This window comes from Sinorhizobium sp. NG07B (genome assembly GCF_002532005.1).
GTDB classification, from domain to species: Bacteria; Pseudomonadota; Alphaproteobacteria; order Rhizobiales; family Rhizobiaceae; genus Sinorhizobium; species Sinorhizobium fredii_C.
On record NZ_NWTD01000001.1, the window covers coordinates 1,432,412 to 1,450,521 of the forward strand.

At 61.4% G+C, this 18,110-nt stretch carries 16 protein-coding genes; 6 read left to right on the forward strand and 10 right to left on the reverse strand.

What is annotated here, in order from left to right; genetic code table 11:
* Nucleotides 1–3 precede the first annotated feature (3 nt).
* A complete protein-coding gene (locus CO664_RS06925) occupies nt 4–492 on the forward strand; it encodes an Lrp/AsnC family transcriptional regulator (protein ID WP_037424182.1) in 489 nt (162 codons plus the stop codon).
* Nucleotides 493–530: 38 nt separating this feature from the next.
* Here the strand turns inward: CO664_RS06925 and CO664_RS06930 are convergent, their stop codons facing one another.
* From CO664_RS06930 to CO664_RS06940, 3 genes are all read right to left on the reverse strand, one after another.
* The gene (locus CO664_RS06930; RefSeq protein ID WP_037424185.1) at nt 531–1,262 is read right to left on the reverse strand and encodes a DNA alkylation repair protein; all 732 of its coding nucleotides are present in this window, start codon (nt 1,260–1,262) and stop codon (nt 531–533) included.
* Complete coding sequence (locus tag CO664_RS06935) at nt 1,259–2,149, reverse strand: NAD(P)-dependent oxidoreductase (RefSeq protein WP_272938887.1); 891 nt, start codon at nt 2,147–2,149, stop codon at nt 1,259–1,261. Before CO664_RS06935 ends, CO664_RS06930 begins: the two co-directional genes overlap by 4 nt.
* Before the next feature lie 70 nt (nt 2,150–2,219).
* Nucleotides 2,220–3,044 (reverse strand): class I SAM-dependent methyltransferase, encoded by an 825-nt coding sequence (locus CO664_RS06940; protein WP_097538247.1) that lies wholly within the window; start codon nt 3,042–3,044, stop codon nt 2,220–2,222.
* A gap of 190 nt (nt 3,045–3,234) precedes the next feature.
* Here CO664_RS06940 and CO664_RS06945 point away from each other — a divergent pair, with 190 nt between their 5' ends.
* Complete coding sequence (locus tag CO664_RS06945; RefSeq protein WP_097538607.1) at nt 3,235–3,960, forward strand: DUF2270 domain-containing protein; 726 nt, start codon at nt 3,235–3,237, stop codon at nt 3,958–3,960.
* Nucleotides 3,961–3,984: 24 nt separating this feature from the next.
* On the opposite strand, the gene CO664_RS06950 is transcribed toward CO664_RS06945, so the two are convergent.
* The 4 genes from CO664_RS06950 to CO664_RS06965 all read right to left on the reverse strand — a co-directional run bounded on the left by CO664_RS06950 (nt 3,985) and on the right by CO664_RS06965 (nt 6,995).
* Complete coding sequence (locus CO664_RS06950; protein WP_037424194.1) at nt 3,985–4,251, reverse strand: usg protein; 267 nt, start codon at nt 4,249–4,251, stop codon at nt 3,985–3,987.
* A gap of 165 nt (nt 4,252–4,416) precedes the next feature.
* The gene (locus CO664_RS06955; RefSeq protein WP_097538248.1) at nt 4,417–5,247 is read right to left on the reverse strand and encodes an ABC transporter permease; all 831 of its coding nucleotides are present in this window, start codon (nt 5,245–5,247) and stop codon (nt 4,417–4,419) included.
* On the reverse strand, nt 5,244–6,047 hold the full coding sequence (locus tag CO664_RS06960) for an ABC transporter permease (RefSeq protein ID WP_037424199.1): 804 nt from the start codon (nt 6,045–6,047) through the stop codon (nt 5,244–5,246). The genes CO664_RS06955 and CO664_RS06960 overlap by 4 nt, the downstream gene beginning before the upstream one ends.
* Nucleotides 6,048–6,212: 165 nt before the next feature.
* A complete protein-coding gene (locus CO664_RS06965) occupies nt 6,213–6,995 on the reverse strand; it encodes an ABC transporter substrate-binding protein (RefSeq protein WP_097538249.1) in 783 nt (260 codons plus the stop codon).
* 392 nt (nt 6,996–7,387) lie between these two features.
* Here CO664_RS06965 and CO664_RS06970 point away from each other — a divergent pair, with 392 nt between their 5' ends.
* On the forward strand, nt 7,388–9,685 hold the full coding sequence (locus tag CO664_RS06970) for an OmpA family protein (protein ID WP_097538250.1): 2,298 nt from the start codon (nt 7,388–7,390) through the stop codon (nt 9,683–9,685).
* A 248-nt stretch (nt 9,686–9,933) separates the two neighbouring features.
* Here the strand turns inward: CO664_RS06970 and CO664_RS06975 are convergent, their stop codons facing one another.
* The 3 genes from CO664_RS06975 to CO664_RS06985 all read right to left on the reverse strand — a co-directional run bounded on the left by CO664_RS06975 (nt 9,934) and on the right by CO664_RS06985 (nt 15,043).
* Nucleotides 9,934–10,674 carry a TetR family transcriptional regulator gene (locus tag CO664_RS06975; RefSeq protein WP_097538251.1) on the reverse strand — a complete coding sequence of 247 codons (741 nt, stop codon included), beginning with the start codon at nt 10,672–10,674 and terminating at the stop codon, nt 9,934–9,936.
* Between the two features lie 143 nt (nt 10,675–10,817).
* Nucleotides 10,818–13,928 (reverse strand): efflux RND transporter permease subunit, encoded by a 3,111-nt coding sequence (locus tag CO664_RS06980; RefSeq protein ID WP_097538252.1) that lies wholly within the window; start codon nt 13,926–13,928, stop codon nt 10,818–10,820.
* Entirely contained in the window at nt 13,928–15,043 is a 1,116-nt protein-coding gene (locus CO664_RS06985) for an efflux RND transporter periplasmic adaptor subunit (RefSeq protein ID WP_097524905.1), read from the reverse strand. The genes CO664_RS06980 and CO664_RS06985 overlap by 1 nt, the downstream gene beginning before the upstream one ends.
* A gap of 99 nt (nt 15,044–15,142) precedes the next feature.
* On the opposite strand from CO664_RS06985, the gene CO664_RS06990 reads away from it, so the two are divergent.
* From CO664_RS06990 to CO664_RS07000, 3 genes are all read left to right on the forward strand, one after another.
* Entirely contained in the window at nt 15,143–15,730 is a 588-nt protein-coding gene (locus CO664_RS06990; RefSeq protein WP_037424223.1) for a TetR/AcrR family transcriptional regulator, read from the forward strand.
* 177 nt (nt 15,731–15,907) lie between these two features.
* The gene (gene fabF / locus CO664_RS06995; protein WP_097538253.1) at nt 15,908–17,206 is read left to right on the forward strand and encodes a beta-ketoacyl-ACP synthase II; all 1,299 of its coding nucleotides are present in this window, start codon (nt 15,908–15,910) and stop codon (nt 17,204–17,206) included.
* Between the two features lie 60 nt (nt 17,207–17,266).
* Nucleotides 17,267–18,082, forward strand: a complete 816-nt coding sequence (locus tag CO664_RS07000) for an oxidoreductase (RefSeq protein ID WP_097524902.1) — start codon at nt 17,267–17,269, stop codon at nt 18,080–18,082.
* The last annotated feature ends 28 nt before the right edge of the window (nt 18,083–18,110 follow it).

Genomic DNA, 18,110 nt, shown 5'->3' on the forward strand with positions numbered 1-18,110 from the left:
GCTATGGACCGTCTGGACCGCAAGATCCTGCGCCTCTTGCAGGAAGACTCGACTTTGGCCGTTGCCGACCTCGCCAAGAAGGTCGGGCTTTCGACGACCCCTTGCTGGCGGCGCATCCAGAAGATGGAAGAGGACGGCGTCATCCGTCGCCGCGTCGCGCTTCTCGATCCCGTCAAGGTCAATACCAAGGTGACGGTGTTCGTCTCGGTTCGCACCAACGCCCACTCGATGGAATGGCTGCGCCGCTTCTCCGAAGTGGTCGCCGATTTTCCGGAGGTGGTCGAGTTCTACCGCATGAGCGGCGACGTGGATTATCTGCTGCGCGTCGTCGTGCCGGATATTGCCGCCTATGACGCCTTCTACAAACGGCTGATCGCCAAGATCGAAATCCGCGACGTTTCCTCGGCCTTCGCCATGGAGCAGATCAAATATACGACGCAATTGCCGCTCGATTACATGGTCATCGATCAGGCGAAATCGAACGACGACTAGGTCCGTTCGCAGTTGAGGCAAAAGTGAAACTTTTGCTTCTATCCGTCTGACTTTCCTGCCGACAACCGTTCTCCGCTCGTGAGGCCGAGCCTGCCTCGCACGTTTGCACCGGTCAATTCTCGAACGGCGTCCTTGCCCGTCCATCGCGCCGCGCGATTGCCGCTGGCGGCAAGCTTTTCCGCAAGCGCCAGGGAAGGTCCGTGGCAGGCGGCGTTGCGCTTGCCTATCTGTCTCAGGGCCCAGTTTACCGCCTTCTTCACAAAGTTGCGTTCGTCTTCGGCGTGGACCTCGATCAGAGGCAGCCAGGCGAGCAGCGCCGCATCAGGTTCCCGCTTCAGATGCACGGCGCAGGTGGCGATCATTGCGAAGGCGAGGCGGCGGACGAATTCGCGGTTGTCGCGGGCGAATTCCGGGATCAGCACCTGCTCGAAGCGCGCGGCGACGAACAGGTCGGCTACCGTGTCGACAATTTCCCAGGAGTTGCAGTCGGCCGCCCAAAGCCGTGCCTCGTCGAGCGTCAATACCTTGGGATCGGCGGTATAGGCCGCCAGGATGCGCGCCTCACGGATGCCGGAGCGCCACAGCGCCAGCGCGCGGAATTGATTGGTCTTCGCCAGCCGGGCGACACGGCGAAGCTCGACATTGGAAATGCCGAGCGCCGTTTCGGTTGCAATGCCGAAGCGCGCCATGCCTGCACGGTTCTCCGCCGAAGCATGGCCACGCAGATGATCGATGAGCTCTTCCGCCGATGAGGCCGGCGCAGGCGTCATTTCTCCAGCCGGGCGAGCAGGGAGGACGTGTCCCAGCGGCTACCGCCAAGGGCCTGGACCTCGGCATAGAACTGGTCGACCAACGCGGTAACGGGCAGCTTGGCGCCGTTCCGCCGTGCTTCGGCGAGGACGATGTCGAGGTCCTTGCGCATCCAGTCGACGGCAAAGCCGAAGTCGTATTTTCCGGCATTCATCGTCTTGTGGCGGTTTTCCATCTGCCAGGAGCCAGCCGCGCCCTTGGAGATGACCTCGATCACCTTCTCGATGTCGAGTCCCGCCTTCTTGCCGAAATGGATGCCTTCGGCGAGGCCCTGAACGAGGCCGGCAATGCAGATCTGGTTGATCATCTTGGTAAGCTGGCCGGCTCCCGCCGGCCCCATCAGCCCGACCATGCGCGCATAGGCGTCGATGACCGGCTTGGCCCGATCGAAGACCTCGGCATCGCCGCCGCACATCACCGTCAGGACACCGTTTTCGGCACCCGCCTGGCCGCCGGAGACCGGAGCGTCGATGAAATGCGCGCCCTTTTCGCGGGCGGCGGCATATAGCTCCCGGGCCACCGCGGCGGAGGCGGTCGTGTTGTCGATGAAGACTGCGCCGGAGCCGATGGCCTCGAAAGCTCCGTCCTCTCCGGTGGTGACGGAACGCAGGTCGTCGTCATTGCCGACGCAGGCAAAAACGAAATCCTGGCCCCTTGCCGCCTCTGCCGGCGTTGCCGCCGCGCGCCCGCCAAACTCGGCTGCCCAACGCTCCGCCTTGGCGGCGGTGCGGTTGTAGACGGTCACCTCATGCCCACCGCGAACCTTGAGGTGGCCGGCCATAGGATAACCCATGACGCCGAGACCGATGAATGCGACTTTGGCCATTGCGAATGCTCCCGTTTCGATTTGGCCGAAGATTTAGCGGAATTGAGCGGAAGGCGGAAGGCCGAGTGTCGTCTCTTGCCGACCGACCGGGTCAGAGAAAGCGGGCGATCACCAATTGCCCGGCAATGGGCTGACCTTCTTCCATGCGTACGGTGATGTCGGTCACCTCGACGATCTCGAATCCGGTCGCGATGAGCCGGTCGCGCAGATAGGCTTCGGAATGGGCGAAGCGCTGATGCGGGCCGACCATGAAGGGACTGCCGGCGAATGTCTGATCGGGAAGGGTTTCGCTGGAGAAGATCAGCAGGCCGCCCGGTACGAGATTGTCGACGGCGCCGAAGAAGAGGGCCTCCAGTGCGCCCATATAGGGCAGCACATCCGTGGCGACGATCAGGTCGAACGGCGCCTCTTCGTTGTCGTCGAGGAAATCGACCGCTTCGGCGACATAGAGCGTCTCGTAGAGGTCCTTCTCATGGGCGATCTCGACCATGTTCTCGGCGAGATCGATGCCGGTGATGTCCTCCGCCAGGTCGCGCAACGCGCCGCCGGTCAGCCCCGTGCCGCAGCCGAGATCGAGCACCCGCTTGAACGGCCCGAGTTCCAGGGCCTGGACGCGCTGGCGGACGAGGAGCGGCACGCAATAGCCGAGTTGCTCGACAAGCACGTTGTCAAAGACGTCCGCATGCTGGTCGAATAGGGTCGCGACATAGGCATCCGGAGCCTTGAGCGGCGTCTCGCCCCGTCCCATGGACGCAAGCCTGACCGAAGCTCCGCCGTGATCTTCGGGATCGAGCTCCAGCACTTCGCGGTAGGCGGCCGCGGCGGCGTCGAAATTGCCGGACTTTTCAAGGGCAAGCGCGCGGTTATAGGCCTCCGCCAGCGCTTCCTCGTCGATCTTTTTGCTCTTCTGGGTCATGGCCGCTTCTTACGACTGCCGGAGAGCTTTGGCAATCGCCCGCCATCGCCCCTTGCTCGACATCCCGTTCATCCATGCGGGCCCCGTTTAGCATCTGCTCAAGAATTCGCCGGCGCGCCGCCTGGCGGGTTTATCCCGAAAGCGATTGGAGTCATGATCATGAAAAGCATGAGAAATCGGGAGGATGCTGATGTCCGCCGAACTGAGCCCGCTGACATTGGAAACGGAGATGCCGGAGAGGCAGGGTCCACCTCTGCCGCAGTCATCGCAGGAGACGATCAACACGATCGTGCATTATTATCGCGGGGAAATGGGGCGCATGGCCGGCTGGCGGGATCGCATCGACCGGACATCGAACTGGGCAATCACCGTCGTGGCGGCAATGCTTTCCGTGTCGCTGTCGACGCCGTCGTCGCATCATGGCGTGCTGCTCTTTGCGATGCTGCTGATTACCTTGCTGTTGCTGATCGAAGCGAGGCGCTACCGATTCTTCGATGTGTATCGCGCGCGTGTGCGGCAGCTCGAACGCGGCTATTTCGCGCAGATCCTTGCCCCGGAAGGCACGCAGAGTTTCAAATGGTCGGCGGCAATTGCCAAGAGCCTCCGCAGGCCGGCCTTCCTAATGACCTACAAGGAAGCGGTTTGCCGCCGGCTGCAACGCAATTACTGCTGGATGTACCTGATCCTGCTGCTTGCCTGGGCGCTGAAGATATCCTCGCCGAAGATCTCCTCGAACGGCGAACCCTTCGGCCATGTGCGGTCATGGACCGACTTTGCGGAGAATGCTGCGCTCGGTCTCTTGCCGGGCTGGAGCGTCATGGTCGGCGTTTCGCTCTTCTACGCCGTGGTGGCCTACGGCTCGCTCCGCAAGGAGGAACACGAGGGCGAACTTGCCCATGGCGAGGTGCACGTCTGACCGCCGCGACGGCGGGCAAGATTATCAGTGCAGGATGAGCTCGCCCTTGAGTGCCCGCCATTCCGTCGCCGATATCAGCTTGCGATGAACATAGCGGACCGAATGCAGCGGCCCATCCAGCTTCTCCTGCCAGAACTTGAGAAAGCCGCGCATTTCCGGAAAGTCCGGGGCGATATCGTAATGCTGCCAGATATAGGCCTGCAACAGGGCGGGGTGGTCGGGCATCCGGTAGAGGATCTGGGCCGTCGTCAGGCCATAACCCTTCAGCTGCAGTTCCATGTCGTTTGTCATCAAGGACCTCGCTTCTGACAAAGGTTGGTCACTATGATGAAGCGCTTAGTTTGTTAATCAATACCTAATATCGGCGTAGTGGCGCAATTAACATTGAAAAAACAAAGGCTTGGCAGCAAAGATAAACGAGTGCTGCCAAGCCGGTTTGCTACGCACCGCTGGGACTCAACGCTTCAGATGGCGCGTCAAGCGAGCTTCGAGCCAGCCCCAGATATTGCGCAGAACCTCCACGATCACGAGATACAGCGCTGCCGCCCACACATACATCTGGTAGTCGAATGTACGGGAAAAGGCGCGCCGGGTCTCTCCCATCAGGTCGAAGACCGTGACGATTGCGACGATCGCCGAACCCTTGATCATCAGGATGATCTCATTGCCGTAGGGGCGCAGCGCCACGATCATCGCCTGCGGCAGGATGACCTTGAAGAAGGCGACGCGCTGCGGGAGGCCAAGGGCGGCGGCACCTTCATGCTGGCCGCGCGGGACGCTTTCGATGGCACCGCGAAGGATCTCGGCCTGGTAGGCGGCGGTATTCAGGGTGAAGGTGAAGAGTGCGCAATTCCAGGCGTCGCGGAAGAACCACCACAGGCCGATCGCGTCGAGTTGCGGGCGGAAGCTGCCGAGCCCGTAATAGACGAGGAAGAGCTGCGTGATCAGCGGCGTGCCGCGGAAGAAATAGACATAGGCATAGGCGAGCCAGGACCAGAGCCTGTGCTTCGACATCCGCCCGAGCGCGACCGGCAGCGACAGGACGGCGCCCATCAGGATCGACGAGGTGACGAGCATCAGCGTCACCCCGAGGCCGGACAGGAAGCTCGATCCGTAGCGCGAGAATTTGTCCGGGTCCCAACCCTCGACGACGGAGAAGAAGATGCCGACAGCGAGGGCCAGCCAGATACCAAGCGTCACGCTGCCGACGAAGCGCGACAGGGTGTAGGCTTTCGGCGGAGCCGGGGGCGGGGCCTGAGGTGGAATCAGGGTTTCGGCAATGCTCATCGTTGCATCTCCGCGCGTTTGGTCCGCCGCTCGAGCGCCGCGAAGGCGATGGAAGAGACCATTGCCAAAATGAGGAACAGGATGCAGGCGATGCCGTAGAACTGGAATGCTTCCTTGGTGACGCGCGCGGCAATGCCGGTTTGGCGGAGAATATCGGGGAGGCCGACGACCGAAACGAGCGCAGTGTCCTTGAGCAGTACCATCCAGAGATTGCCGAGACCCGGAAGGGCGATACGCACGAGTTGCGGCAGAATGATCAACAGCATCGTCTTGCCACGGTGAAAACCGAGCGCATCGCCCGCTTCGTACTGACCCTGCGGAATGGCCTTGAAGGCGGAAAGCAGCACCTCCGAGCAGTAGGCGGAGAAAACGACGCCAAGCGCGACCATGCCGGCGGCAAAGGCGTTGATTTGAACGGGCTCGTCATAACCCAGCGTCGCCAGGAATTGCTGGACGAGAATCTGGAGGCCGTAATAGATAATGAAGAGCGTCAGGAGTTCCGGAAGGCCCCGGAAGATCGTGGTGTAGATATTGGCCGAAAGCCGCAGGGTCCGTTCATTCGATTGCTTTGCGAGGGCGATGAAGAAGCCCATCACCAGCCCGAGGGGCAGGGTGGCCATTGCGAGGCTCACGGTCACGAGGAATCCATAGGCGATCTCGTCGCCCCAGCCGGTATCGCCGCACGCCAGGAGTGTGCCGGAACCGAACCAACGAAAGACCCCGGCCGGCCCGCAGAATGGGTCGATCATCGACACGACCCAGGCAAGGCCGGAGAACAAGGCGGCAAACAATCCGCTCATGCCTCTATATTCCCCTTATCCGTTCTTATTTGGCGCTGAGGCGCATATTTTTCGATTTGTTGTCAAACAAAAACGGTGGAAGGGCAAGCCCATCCACCGGTGCATTTTTTCATCAACCGAGACTTAGCCGACATCACTGCCGGATCTTCTCAGAATGCGCGGCGATCAGCTGCCGTAAACGTCGAACGGGAAGTACTTTTCGTTGATTTCCTTGTACTTGCCGTTGGCCCGGATGGCTTCGATAGCCTTGTTGAACTTCTCGCGGAGCGCATCGTCGCCCTTGCGGACCGCAATGCCGGCGCCTTCGCCGTTGATGGCCGGGTCGACCGGCAGCGTGCCGAGCAGCTTGCAGCAGGCGCCGTCTTGGGTCTTCAGCCATTCGGAGATCACGACGACATCATCGATGGCGGCATCGATGCGGCCGTTGATCAGGTCAAGCTTGTATTCGTCCGCAGTCGGGTAGAGCTTGATGTCCGCACCCTTCATATGCGCTTCGGCATAGTTTGAATGGGTGGTCGAGCCCTGCGCTCCGAGCGCCTTGCCTTCGAGCGCTGCCCCGGTGGCCTCGGTAATCGGCGAATCCTTCGGCACGACGATGGCCGGCGGCGTGTTGTAGTATTTGTGGGTGAAGTCGACCTTTTGCTTGCGTTCCTCGGTAATCGACATGGAGGCGATGATCGCGTCGAACTTCTTGGCGATCAGCGCCGGGATGATCCCCTCCCAATCCTGGGTCACAAAGGTGCATTCGGCCTTCATTTCTTCGCAAAGGGCCTTGGCGATGTCGATATCGAAGCCCGTCAGCGAGCCGTCCGCCTCGAGATTGTTGAAGGGCGGGTAAGCGCCTTCGGTGCCGATCACGACCTTTTCGCCTTCCGCCATGGCGGAGCTCGCCATGAGCACGAAAACGGCAGCCGATGCGGCAGCTACCATCCGTCTGGAAATACGCATGATTATCCTCTCTGTTGGCCGGCATCCGGTCTGTTCTTGTGCGCGGATGCCAAATAGCGCCGGCAGGAGCTGCCCGCCGGTTGCGGCGATATTCGTACGCTTTTCCTGTAAAAATCAACAGGAAAGCGGCGTCGCCCACCGCGAAACGCGAGATGCCCCTTCTTGCGGTCGCTGAGGTTGAGGAGGCGGAAGATCGAACCGTTCATGAACGGTTAATGTCGGCTTCGATAGCCCTGGGGGCGGAACCGATCCGTGGCTGAGGAGTTCGACTACGGATTTTTTGACCGACACAAAAATGTCGGAACCGCGGGTCATGGCCCTATGCCGATGCGATGCGGCTTGAACTGTGGCGCGGCGGGCGAGGCCGCCGAGCCACAAGAGGAAGGAAGACAATGTCCATTCGATCCAAACTTTTCGCAACGGTCGCCTTGCCCGTATTTGCGGCTTCTCTTGCGGTCCAGCCCGCGCTTGCCGACAGCCTGATGGCACCGTTCGAAGTTGCGCAGGAAGGTGCCGAACAGCCGTCACCCGAGGATTTGCTGCTGCTGAAGAAGCGCAAGCAGCGCGCCGCTGAGGAGGAGTCCCAGGGGCAGGCGGAAGAACGGCAGCCGCAGGCGGAAGAACAGGAAACGCCAAGGCGCAAGAAGCGCCAGCAACAGGCCGAAGAGCAGCAGCCCGCCGCTGAGGAGGCCGCTCCGCAGCAGGCCGAGGAGCAGGAAACGCCAAGGCGCAAGAAGCGCCAGCAGCAGGCCGAAGAGCAGCAGCCCGCCGCTGAGGAGGCCGCTCCGCAGCAGGCCGAGGAGCAGGAAACGCCAAGGCGCAAGAAGCGCCAGCAACAGGCCGAAGAGCAGCAGCCCGCGGCCGGGGAGGCTGCCCCGCAGCAGGCCGAGGAGCAGGAAACGCCGAGGCGCAAGAAGCGCCAGCAGCAGGTCGAAGAGCAGCAGCCCGCGGCCGAGGAGGCCGCTCCGCAGCAGGCCGAGGAGCAGGAAACGCCGAGGCGCAAGAAGCGCCAGCAGCAGGCCGAAGAGCAGCAGCCCGCCGCTGAGGAGGCCGCTCCGCAGCAGGCCGAGGAGCAGGAAACGCCAAGGCGCAAGAAGCGCCAGCAGCAGGCCGAAGAGCAGCAGCCAGCCGCCGAGGAGGGTGCTCCGCAACAGGCCGAAGAACAGGCGCCCACCCGCAAGAAGCGCCAGCAGCAGGCTGAAGAGCAGCGTCAAACGGAGGAGCAAAAAGCCGCCGAGCAGCCGATTGTCGTGCCTGACGGTGGAACGACCGCCGAGCAGCCGGCGACCGAGGCTCCGGCCCAACAGACGGGCGAAGGCGAGCAGCAGCCCGTCCCCGGTACGGAACAACCCGCAACGGCAGAGCAGCTTCAGGGCGAGCAGCCCCAGGGTCAGCCTGCTCCCGAGGTGGTCGATGAGCGCACCGTGGAAGAGAAGCAGAAGATCGCCGAGGATCCGGCGGCTTCCGACGATACGGTCGTGCTTCCAGTGGAAAAGGGCGCTGCCGTTCTCGATAGCGATAAGGACGCTGACACTTCCGGCGGCAACCAGTCGCGCGAAGCCCGGCGCAAGCAGCGCGAGGAACTGCGCGCGAAGCAGGAAAGCATAGCTCCTCCAACCGACGATGCTTCCGCGCAGGCGCAGGCGGCGATCCCAGTGGAGTCTAAGGAGGAACTTTCGCAACGGATCGAGGCTGTGCTGAAGGAGGAAGGCGAGCGGGTCGAAGAAGCCCCGGCCTTTGCCGTTCCGGAGACGACAAACATCGTCAACAATACCGTCGTCAATAACACGGTCATCAACAATACCACCGTCAACAACACGACCGAAAACAACGTGACGGAAGTGCAGGTGGTCGAACAGGTGGACGACCGGGTGATCCTCGGCGTCGGAGATCGCATCTTCGTGCGCGGCGACGACCGGCCGCGTCTGCGGCTGAACTCGGAGGAGTCCTACTACGACAATCTGTCGGGTGGCCGTGTCCGCGAAACGATCGTTCGTCCCGGCGGCTACCAGATCGTTACCGTCTATAATCGCTACGGCGATATCCTGACGCGCACGCGCGTCGATCGGGACGGCAATGAATATGTGATGATGTATACGCCGGAGTATGAAGAGGATCGGCCGGCGATCGTCGATGTCGGCTACGAACTGCCGCCGATGCGGCTCAGTATTCCGGTCGACGAGTACATCGTCGATGTGGCCGAGGATCCGGACCGGGATTACTACGAGTTCCTGTCCGAGCCGCCGGTCGAGCAGGTCGAGCGCGTCTACACGATCGATGAGGTCCGCAACTCCGCCCGCCTGCGCGACAAGGTGCGTCGTATCGATCTCGACACGATCCATTTCGCAACTGGAAGTGCCGAAGTGTCGATGACGCAGGCAAAGACGCTGCGAGGTGTCGCGGATGCAATGAACAAGGTCCTCGAGAAGGATCCGGGTGAAACCTTCTTCATCGAGGGTCACACGGATGCCGTCGGATCCGACCGGTCGAACCTGGTGCTCTCCGACGAGCGTGCCGAGTCGGTCGCGGTGCTGTTGACCGAGGTCTACGGCGTCCCGGCGGAAAACCTGGTGACACAGGGCTATGGCGAGCGGTTCCTCAAGATCCGTACCCCGGAGGCCGAGCAGGAGAACCGCCGCGTCACGATCCGCCGCGTCACTCCGCTGGTGCGGCCGGTCGCGCAGCGTTAACAGCGCGGACGAATGCCATGTTTTTGATCGGGGCCGGTTTGCCGGCCCCGTTTTGTTGGTGGCGCATCAGAGAATCAATTTTCATCTCCCCGGGGATTGCCGCAAGACATCTGAGCCGCAGCAATTTGAGGTGCGCCGTGAAGTTTCAACGAGCCTCGGAGTGGCAGAACTCGGCTGTCGACCCGTTGCTGTCGTCGAGGGTGCGTACGTTTGAAGCCGCTGCGTACACGCCCCAGAGCGAACCTTGGTCAGCCGCTCGATGCGGCGGTGAAAACCGCCAACTGGGCGTCGAAAGCACGCTTGTATGCGGGCCACGCTTCGCCGCGGGCGACATAAACGGAGAGGTTCGTGCATTCCTCAAATAGTCCCGATCCCTTCAACCTTTGGCCGAGAGCTTTCTGGATAAAGCGGAACTGCTCGCGCAGGGCCGCTTCGGTGTCTTCGCCGCGTCGAACAGAGTGCTCGATCAGAATCGGGTGGAAGAACGGCGTGAACGCGGTGTTGACCGCACACGCCGTTTCAGCGGGATCTTCGACCTCGAACTCGTCCGCCTCTTTGCCTTCGCGGACGATCGCCTCCAGGATCGTCATCATCCGCTCCTCATGCGCCTTGATGACCGGCCAGTCTTCCCGCGCGGCCGTCGCAACAAGGGCATGCATGCGCTTTTCCCCGGTCAACTGCATCTTATTGTGGTGGTGAACCGCGCTCAGGATCTGCTCGAGCTTCTCCAAGGCCGGCACGTTCCTGCTCGCGATCGCAACGGCCACGTTGGCGGCCCGGCTCAAAATCCGGCCGCAGACGGACTCGCTGATCGCATCTTTGGAAGGGAAGAAGCGGTAGATATTGGCTCGACTCATGCCGAGTTCGGTGGCGATGTCGGCCATCGATGTCTTCTGATGACCGATGCGGTGGAAGTGCTCTTCCGCCACGTCCAGGATGCGCGCCCGCAAACTGTCGGTATAAGTTCCCGGTCGGTCCGGATAATTCATGAATGTCTCCAGAGCGGATGAACGGATCTGCCGGACCCAGCCGGACGATCATCCTGTAAGCGCTGTGAACGCGGGCCGGCCGTGTGTCGTGTTCAGTCAAGGCCGGCGCGCGGCGGCTGACCGGTCTCAGCCGCGGCCGGGCACTACTCGGCCGCCAGCGCTATGCGTACTTTCGGCTCCTCCGTCGACACCTCATGGATCTCATCTGCAGTCGGCTTGATCCGGAACCACGCCGCGTAGAGCGCCGGCAGGAACAGCAGGATCAGCACCGTGCCGACCGCCGTGCCGCCGATCAGGGTATAGGCCATGGATCCCCAGAACACCGAGTGGGTCAGCGGGATGAAGGCGAGGACTGCAGCGAGGGCTGTCAGGATGACGGGCCTCGTCCTCTGCACAGTCGCTTCGATAACCGCATGATAGTCATCGAGACCGGCCGCCTGGTTCTCCTTGATCTGCTCCGTCAATATCAGGGTGTTCCGCATCAGGATGCCGGCCAGACCTATCAACCCGAGAATGGCATTGAAGCCAAACGGCTGATTGAAGAGGAGCAGCACCGGAACCACCCCGGCAAGACCGAGCGGCCCCGTCAGCATCACCATCGTCATCGTCGACAGGCTCCGAACCTGGAGGATGATGACGATCAGCATGGCGGCAATCATGGCAGGGAAAATCTGGACGAGTGCGACATTTGCCTTGAGGGACTCTTCGATATTTCCGCCCATTTCGATCCGATACCCGACAGGAAGCGTGGCGATCAATGGCTGAAGAGCTTTCAGAATTTCCTGCGATACTTCCGGTGGCTGGGTCGCCTCGTTGATGTCAGAGCGGATGGTGACGACCGGAGTGCGGTCACGGCGCTTCATGATCGGCTCCTCGAAGCGGACCTCGGAGTGGCCAATCTGGTCGAGCGGAATTGGTCGGCCATCCCTGCTCATCAGCGAGAAATCTGCCAATCTCGACGGATCAAGGCGGTTTTCGCCAGCACTGCGTGCGATGACAGGCACGTGGCGGATATTCTCGCGAACCTGCGTGATGGGTACCCCGCTCAGCAGCAATTGCATCTGCTGAGCAGCCTCTGCAGGAGAAAGGCCGATCAGGTTTAATCGCTCTTGATCAGGAATGAAGCGCAGAACAGGCGTGCGATTGCCCCAGTCGCGGTTCGCCTGGCGAACATCCGGCACACTCTTCATGATGGCGAGGGCCTGCTCGGAAATCCTGTACAACTGATCTGGATCCGGGCCCATGATTCGGAACTCAACCGGGAACGGTGTGTAGGGACCGAACACCAACTGTGTGACACGCACGGAGGCTTCGGGAGCGAGGCCACTGGAGACGGCTGCCCGCAGGCGATGCTTCAAAGCCTCGCGTGCATGGGCATCGGGCGTCAGCACCACGATCTTGGCGAATGCGGGATCCGGCAATTCCGGTGCCATGGCGAAGAAGAAACGCGGCGCACCCTGACCGATGTAGCTGGTCGCGATCTTCGCCTCGGGCTGGTCCTGCAGCCAGCGTTCGAGTTTCTTGACGGTGGCCGTGGTCGTCTCGATGCTCGTGCCTTCAGGCAGCCGAACTTCCACAAGAACCTCGGGACGGTCCGAGGTCGGGAAGAACTGCTGCTTTACGGACCCCATGCCGAGGACGGAGACGGCCATGACAACGCCGACGAGACCGCACGTCAAGAATTTGTGACGGACTGCGAACTCGATGAGACTACGAAGGCGCCGGTAATTAGGAGTGTTGTAGATGGCGTGATGGCCGCCTTCCACTGGCTTGATTGCGGGCAGCATCTTGACGCCGAGGTAGGGCGTGAAAATGACCGCGACGAACCATGAGACGATCAAAGCGAATCCGACGATCCAGAAGATGTTGCCTGCATATTCGCCGGCGGTGGATCGGGCGAATCCCACCGGCATCAGCCCAATGATCGTCACGAGTGTGCCGGATAGCATGGGCGCTGCCGTATGGCTCCAGGCATAGGCGGCCGCCTTGATGCGGTCCATGCCTTCTTCCATCTTTACCACCATGACCTCAATGGCGATGATGGCATCGTCAACGAGCAGACCGAGCGCCAGGATCAACGCGCCGAGTGTAATGCGGTCGAAAAAGCGCCCGGTTTCCAGCATGATGAGGAAGACGACACCGAGCGTCAGCGGAACTGCGAGAGCGACGACGATACCGACGCGCCAACCGAGGCTGACGAGGCTGACAAACAGCACGACGCCGAGTGCCATTGCGAATTTCAGCATGAACTCGCCGACGGCTTCCTGGATGTTGACTGCCTGATCACTGACTTTCGCAAGCGTCATGCCGAGCGGCAGGGTTTGAGCGATCGCGGAAGATCGTTCTTCCAACGCTTTTCCGAGTTCGAGGCCGTTCCAGCCTTGCTGCATCACAACCCCAAGCATGATGGCGGGCTCGCCGTCATGCCGAATGAGATAGGTGGCCGGATCCTCATAGCCGCGGCGCACTTCTGCAAAATCTGAGAGCTTCAGCGTGCGTCCGGCTGCAACGATCGGCGTGTCGGCTATCGACTGGATGCTGTCATAGGCACCGTCGAACCGAATGAAAACCTGCGGCCCGCGCGTGTCGATCGATCCTGCCGGGGTCACGGTATTGCGTCGCTGCAAAGCGGCTGCGATGTCCTGTGCCGAGATCCCGAGAGTAGCCAGCTTGGCATAGGAGAACTCGACAAAAATCTGCTCCGGCCGTTCGCCCAGTATGTTGATCTTTTTGACGCCGGGTACATGAAGGAGATCCTGGCGAATGGTTTCGGCCTGCCGCACAAGGTCACGCATCGGCATACCCTTGGCCTTGAGCGCGTAAAGCGCGAAGCTGACGTCCGAATATTCGTCATTCACAAACGGGCCGAACACGCCCTGGGGAAGGTTGCGGGCTTCGTCTCCGAGCTTCTTTCGTGCCTGGTAGAACTCTTCCTCAACTGCACTGGGCGGCGTGCTGTCCTTCAACGTGACGGTCAAGAACGCGTATCCCGGCCGGGTTGTTGTCTCGACCCGGTCGTACCAGGTGAGTTCCTGAATGCGTTTCTCGAGCTTCTCAGCGACAAGATCCTGCATCTCACGCGCGGTCGCGCCCGGCCAGACGGACGTCACGGTAAGTGTCTTGATGGTGAACGAAGGATCTTCAGCTCGTCCCAGCTTGACGAAGGCATAGGCGCCGGCGGCAGCCAAAAGGACGATGAAGAACAGGGTGACGGCTCGCTCGCGGACGGCGAGTGCGGAAAGATTGAAGGTCATCAGTTTGCCGCCTCTGCCTTTTGCACGCCTGTACGCACACCCGCGCCGTCCTGCAGCAGATGCGCTCCCAGAGCGACGACGGGCTCGCCTGCCTTCAGACTGGAAACCACTGCGATCTCTTCGCCGATGTGTTCGATTTCCACCTGTCGGAAGTGGACGGTCGAAGATTTTTCATCGAAGATCCAGACGCCGGTTCGGCTGCCGTCATCCAAAACGGCGCCTACGGGCACCGCTGCATGCGTTTGCCCACTGCCATTGGAGATTTTGATCGTAACTGTCGCGCCAAGCGGGGCTGACGCTGCGGCGCCGTCCAACACCCAGCGCGCCTCATAGGTCCGGGTTCGAGGGTCAGCCGCATCAGAGATCTGACGAAGCCGTGCCTTGTCTTGCCGGCTTTCATTTCCGTAGATACTGGCCCCGGCTATCTCGCCGATCTGCGGGCGGAGAGATTCCGGGAGCCAAACAAGCGCCTCACGAGGTCCAGCTTGGGCAAGCCTGATCACGGTCTGTCCGGCTGCGACGACCTGCCCCGGCTCCCCAAGCGTCTCCACAACGGTTCCATCGCTGTCGGCAACCAGCAGGGAGTAGGTTGCCTCGTTTTCTGCGACTTTCGCTTCCGCTTCCGCCGCAGCAAGTTGGGCGGTAGCAGTGTCGAGTGCAGACTTTGCTTGCTCATAGCGCTGGGGCGTCGCGGCCAATCCGCCTTTCACCAGCGCGGCGTAACGCCTTTCGTCCGCTTCCGCCTGGACCACGACAGCCCGAGCTGCGACGACTGCATTGCGTTTTGCCGTAAGCGCAAGACGGAGATCGGTCTCATCGATGCGCATCAGGGGTTGACCGGCCCTGATCTGCTCGCCGACGTCCACATAGCGTTGGATGATCTTGCCGGGTACACGAAAGCCGAGGTTGCTCTCGACCCGGGCCGCGATCGTGCCTGTAAAACTGCGCTGGGCCGTCTCCGGCCTTTTCGCTTCCACCAGGCTCACGAGCGGCGGCGCGACGCGAGGATCTGCGGCTGCCGCCTCGACTCCCGATGGTTCGACGATGAACGCATATGCCGCGCCCCCGGCTGCAGCGACAAGGCCGATCGATGTGAGAAGAAATTTGCGCTTCATGTCAGATGACCCTTGTTGACGGGCGCTGCTTTAAATTAGATTGCGATCTAAATCTAAAAGTGATATAGATGTCAAGTGAAATCTAATTGGAGGCCGATCATGAGAGTTAGTCGAGCCCAGGCGGAGGCAAATCGCGAAGCGGTCATCAACGTGGCGAGCCGGCTTTTTCGAGAGCACGGCTTTGATGGCATCGGACTTAAGGATCTGATGAAGGGGGCCGGCCTCACGCAGGGCGGATTCTACAAGCAGTTCGAATCCAAGGACGATCTTGCGGCACAGGCCTCAAGGCGGGCGATGGAGCACGCGACCCGCAGATGGTCGGCTATTGCTGCGGCAAGCCCTGATCCCCTTGAGGCCGTTATCGAGCTCTACCTGTCAACTGGCCACCGCGAAGAGAAGAGCGACGGTTGTCCCTTGGTGGCACTTGGCGCCGATGCTGCGCGTCAAACCGAGGAAGTGAGAGCCCCGTTCCAGGATGGCATTCAAGCGCATCTGCAGATCCTCAACGAACTGATGCCGAAGGCGGAAAGTCCAAAAGGCTATGGCAGGGCCATGGCGATGCTGTCGCTGATGGTGGGTGCCGTGACGATCTCTCGTATCTTGAATGACGAAGAGATGTCGCAGCGCTTTCTCGAGGCAGCCGCGGACGAAGTTCGGCGGATCGCCGCCTCCGCAAGAGACATGTGAGATGTCCACTTCCCGCCAATGGCGTCATGCGTTCGCACGTTGGGTTCGCGGATTCTTGCCCGCTCGCCCTGAAGCACGGCCCCAGAACACCCGGACGAGACGATTGCCAAAATGAATGCCGATCGAGCGTCTGCTCGGCATGCAGACGGATGAAACACAATGACAGTCGGAGATCACATGCGTCGTATCGTTATCACAGGGATGGGAGCCGTCAGCCCCCTCGGAGCCAACGTGACGACTTCCTGGTCTCGGCTCTTGTCTGGCCGTTCGGGCATCCGGCGGCTTGCGGATGATATCGTGAGAGACCTGCCGGCGAAGGTCGGTGGAACGGTGCCCTCCCTGGAAGAAGACCCCGATGCAGGCTTCGATCCGAATACCGTCTTTGCTCCAAAGGATCAGCGCAAGGTAGACCGGTTCATTCTCTTCGCATTGGCGGCGGCAGAAGAGGCGCTTGCGCAGGCGGGATGGAAGCCGGGTTCGGAAGATGACCGGACCCGGACCGCGACGATCATCGCGTCGGGCATCGGCGGGTTTCCGGCCATAACTGAGGCGGTGCGAACGGTCGATCAGCGCGGTGTCCGGCGTCTTTCACCGTTCACCGTGCCGTCATTCCTGGTGAACCTGGCAGCTGGACAGATTTCCATCCGTTACGGTTTCAAAGGGCCGATCGGCGCGCCGGTGACCGCGTGCGCGGCCGGCATTCAGGCGATCGGCGATGCGGCTCGTCTTATCCGCGCCAATGAGGCCGACATCGCCGTGTGCGGCGGAACGGAAGCGTGCATGAATATCGTCAGCCTCGGTGGTTTTGCCGCGGCACGCTCTCTTTCGACCGGCTTCAATGAAACGCCTGATCGGGCCTCACGCCCCTTCGACATGTTGCGTGACGGCTTCGTCATGGGCGAAGGCGCCGGCATCCTGGTCATCGAGGCGCTCAGTCACGCGCTTGCGCGCGGTGCGAAACCGCTCGCCGAGCTCGTCGGCTACGGCACGACAGCGGATGCCCACCACGTCACGTCCGGTCCCGAGGACGGCGACGGCGCGCGCCGCGCCATGGAGATCGCGATTGCCCAGGCCGGAATTTCACCGCGCGAGATTCGCCACCTCAATGCGCACGCGACCTCGACGCCAATTGGCGACCTGGGAGAAATCGCCGCGATCAAGAGGGTCTTCGGCACCGATTTCAGCGTCGCTGTCAGCGGAACGAAGTCGGCGACCGGGCACCTGCTCGGAGCTGCCGGCGGGCTTGAGGCCATCTTCACAATCCTGGCGCTTAAGGACCAGGTGGCCCCGCCGACTCTCAACCTGAACGCTCCCGATCCGGCCGGCGACGGGATCGACATCGTTGCGAACCAGGCTCGGCCAATGGAGATGGACTACGCGATCTCCAACGGCTTCGGCTTCGGCGGAGTTAACGCCAGCGCCTTGTTCCGACGCTGGACGGACACGCTGGCGGGCGTCGGATCGCGCCGCAATTGAAGTCTCGTCTCCTCAACGACAACGAAACGAAATTCAGCACAAAGAAGGAAATAGATCTCCATGAACAAAGCCAATCTTGGTGTCGCCCTGGTCACTGGGGCATCGACCGGCATCGGGCACGCTACCGCCAAAGCCCTTCAGCGGGCGGGTTTTCGAGTCTTCGGGACCAGCCGTCGTGCGGCCGCCGGAGGGACTGACGGCATCACCATGCTCACCTGTGACGTAACGGACGATGAGTCTGTGGCGAAGCTGATCGATGAGGTGCTCGCCGAGGCCGGACGCATAGACCTGCTTGTCAACAATGCCGGCATCGGCTTGCTCGGCGGCGCAGAGGAGTCCTCAATCGCGCAGGCACAAGCGCTGTTCGACGTGAACGTCTTCGGAGTTCTCCGGGTGACCAACGCGGTGTTGCCAATCATGCGGAGCCAAGGAAAGGGCAGGATCATCAACATAAGCTCCATTCTGGGGCTGATCCCGTCGCCCTACAATGCTCTCTATGCATCGACCAAGCATGCCGTCGAGGGCTATTCCGAATCGCTCGATCACGAACTGCGCACGTTCGGAATTCGAGTGGCGCTGGTCGAGCCAGGCTTTACCCGCACGGCGTTCGAGGAAAACCTGACCAAGCCTGATCGCTCGCTTGCTGTCTACGACGCGGTGCGCGCTGACATGGAAGTGCAGATGCGGAAGAGCGTGGAAAGGGGCGACGACCCCGAGGTCGTGGCAGAGACCGTTGTCAAAGCGGCAACGGCCAAGGCGCCTAGAAGACGTTACACCGCGGGAAAGCTGGCCGGCCAAGTTGGCTTGCTGCGCCGTTTGGTCCCCGAATCGGCGTTCGACAAGAGCTTGCGCAAACAGGCCGGGCTGCCGGTCTGATGTCGACAATAGGCGCTACGCGCGAGGT

Excerpts from the sequence above, each read along its gene's own strand:
- CO664_RS06965 (WP_097538249.1), bottom strand. The coding sequence starts at position 6,995 with ATGCGTATTTCCAGACGGATGGTAGCTGCCGCATCGGCTGCCGTTTTC.
- CO664_RS06990 (WP_037424223.1), top strand. The coding sequence starts at position 15,143 with ATGAGAGTTAGTCGAGCCCAGGCGGAGGCAAATCGCGAAGCGGTCATC.
- CO664_RS06930 (WP_037424185.1), bottom strand. The coding sequence starts at position 1,262 with ATGACGCCTGCGCCGGCCTCATCGGCGGAAGAGCTCATCGATCATCTG.
- CO664_RS06960 (WP_037424199.1), bottom strand. The coding sequence starts at position 6,047 with ATGAGCGGATTGTTTGCCGCCTTGTTCTCCGGCCTTGCCTGGGTCGTG.
- CO664_RS06950 (WP_037424194.1), bottom strand. The coding sequence starts at position 4,251 with ATGACAAACGACATGGAACTGCAGCTGAAGGGTTATGGCCTGACGACG.
- CO664_RS06955 (WP_097538248.1), bottom strand. The coding sequence starts at position 5,247 with ATGAGCATTGCCGAAACCCTGATTCCACCTCAGGCCCCGCCCCCGGCT.
- CO664_RS06925 (WP_037424182.1), top strand. The coding sequence starts at position 4 with ATGGACCGTCTGGACCGCAAGATCCTGCGCCTCTTGCAGGAAGACTCG.
- CO664_RS06975 (WP_097538251.1), bottom strand. The coding sequence starts at position 10,674 with ATGAATTATCCGGACCGACCGGGAACTTATACCGACAGTTTGCGGGCG.
- CO664_RS07000 (WP_097524902.1), top strand. The coding sequence starts at position 17,267 with ATGAACAAAGCCAATCTTGGTGTCGCCCTGGTCACTGGGGCATCGACC.
- CO664_RS06945 (WP_097538607.1), top strand. The coding sequence starts at position 3,235 with ATGTCCGCCGAACTGAGCCCGCTGACATTGGAAACGGAGATGCCGGAG.
- CO664_RS06940 (WP_097538247.1), bottom strand. The coding sequence starts at position 3,044 with ATGACCCAGAAGAGCAAAAAGATCGACGAGGAAGCGCTGGCGGAGGCC.
- CO664_RS06985 (WP_097524905.1), bottom strand. The coding sequence starts at position 15,043 with ATGAAGCGCAAATTTCTTCTCACATCGATCGGCCTTGTCGCTGCAGCC.
- CO664_RS06970 (WP_097538250.1), top strand. The coding sequence starts at position 7,388 with ATGTCCATTCGATCCAAACTTTTCGCAACGGTCGCCTTGCCCGTATTT.
- fabF (WP_097538253.1), top strand. The coding sequence starts at position 15,908 with ATGCGTCGTATCGTTATCACAGGGATGGGAGCCGTCAGCCCCCTCGGA.
- CO664_RS06980 (WP_097538252.1), bottom strand. The coding sequence starts at position 13,928 with ATGACCTTCAATCTTTCCGCACTCGCCGTCCGCGAGCGAGCCGTCACC.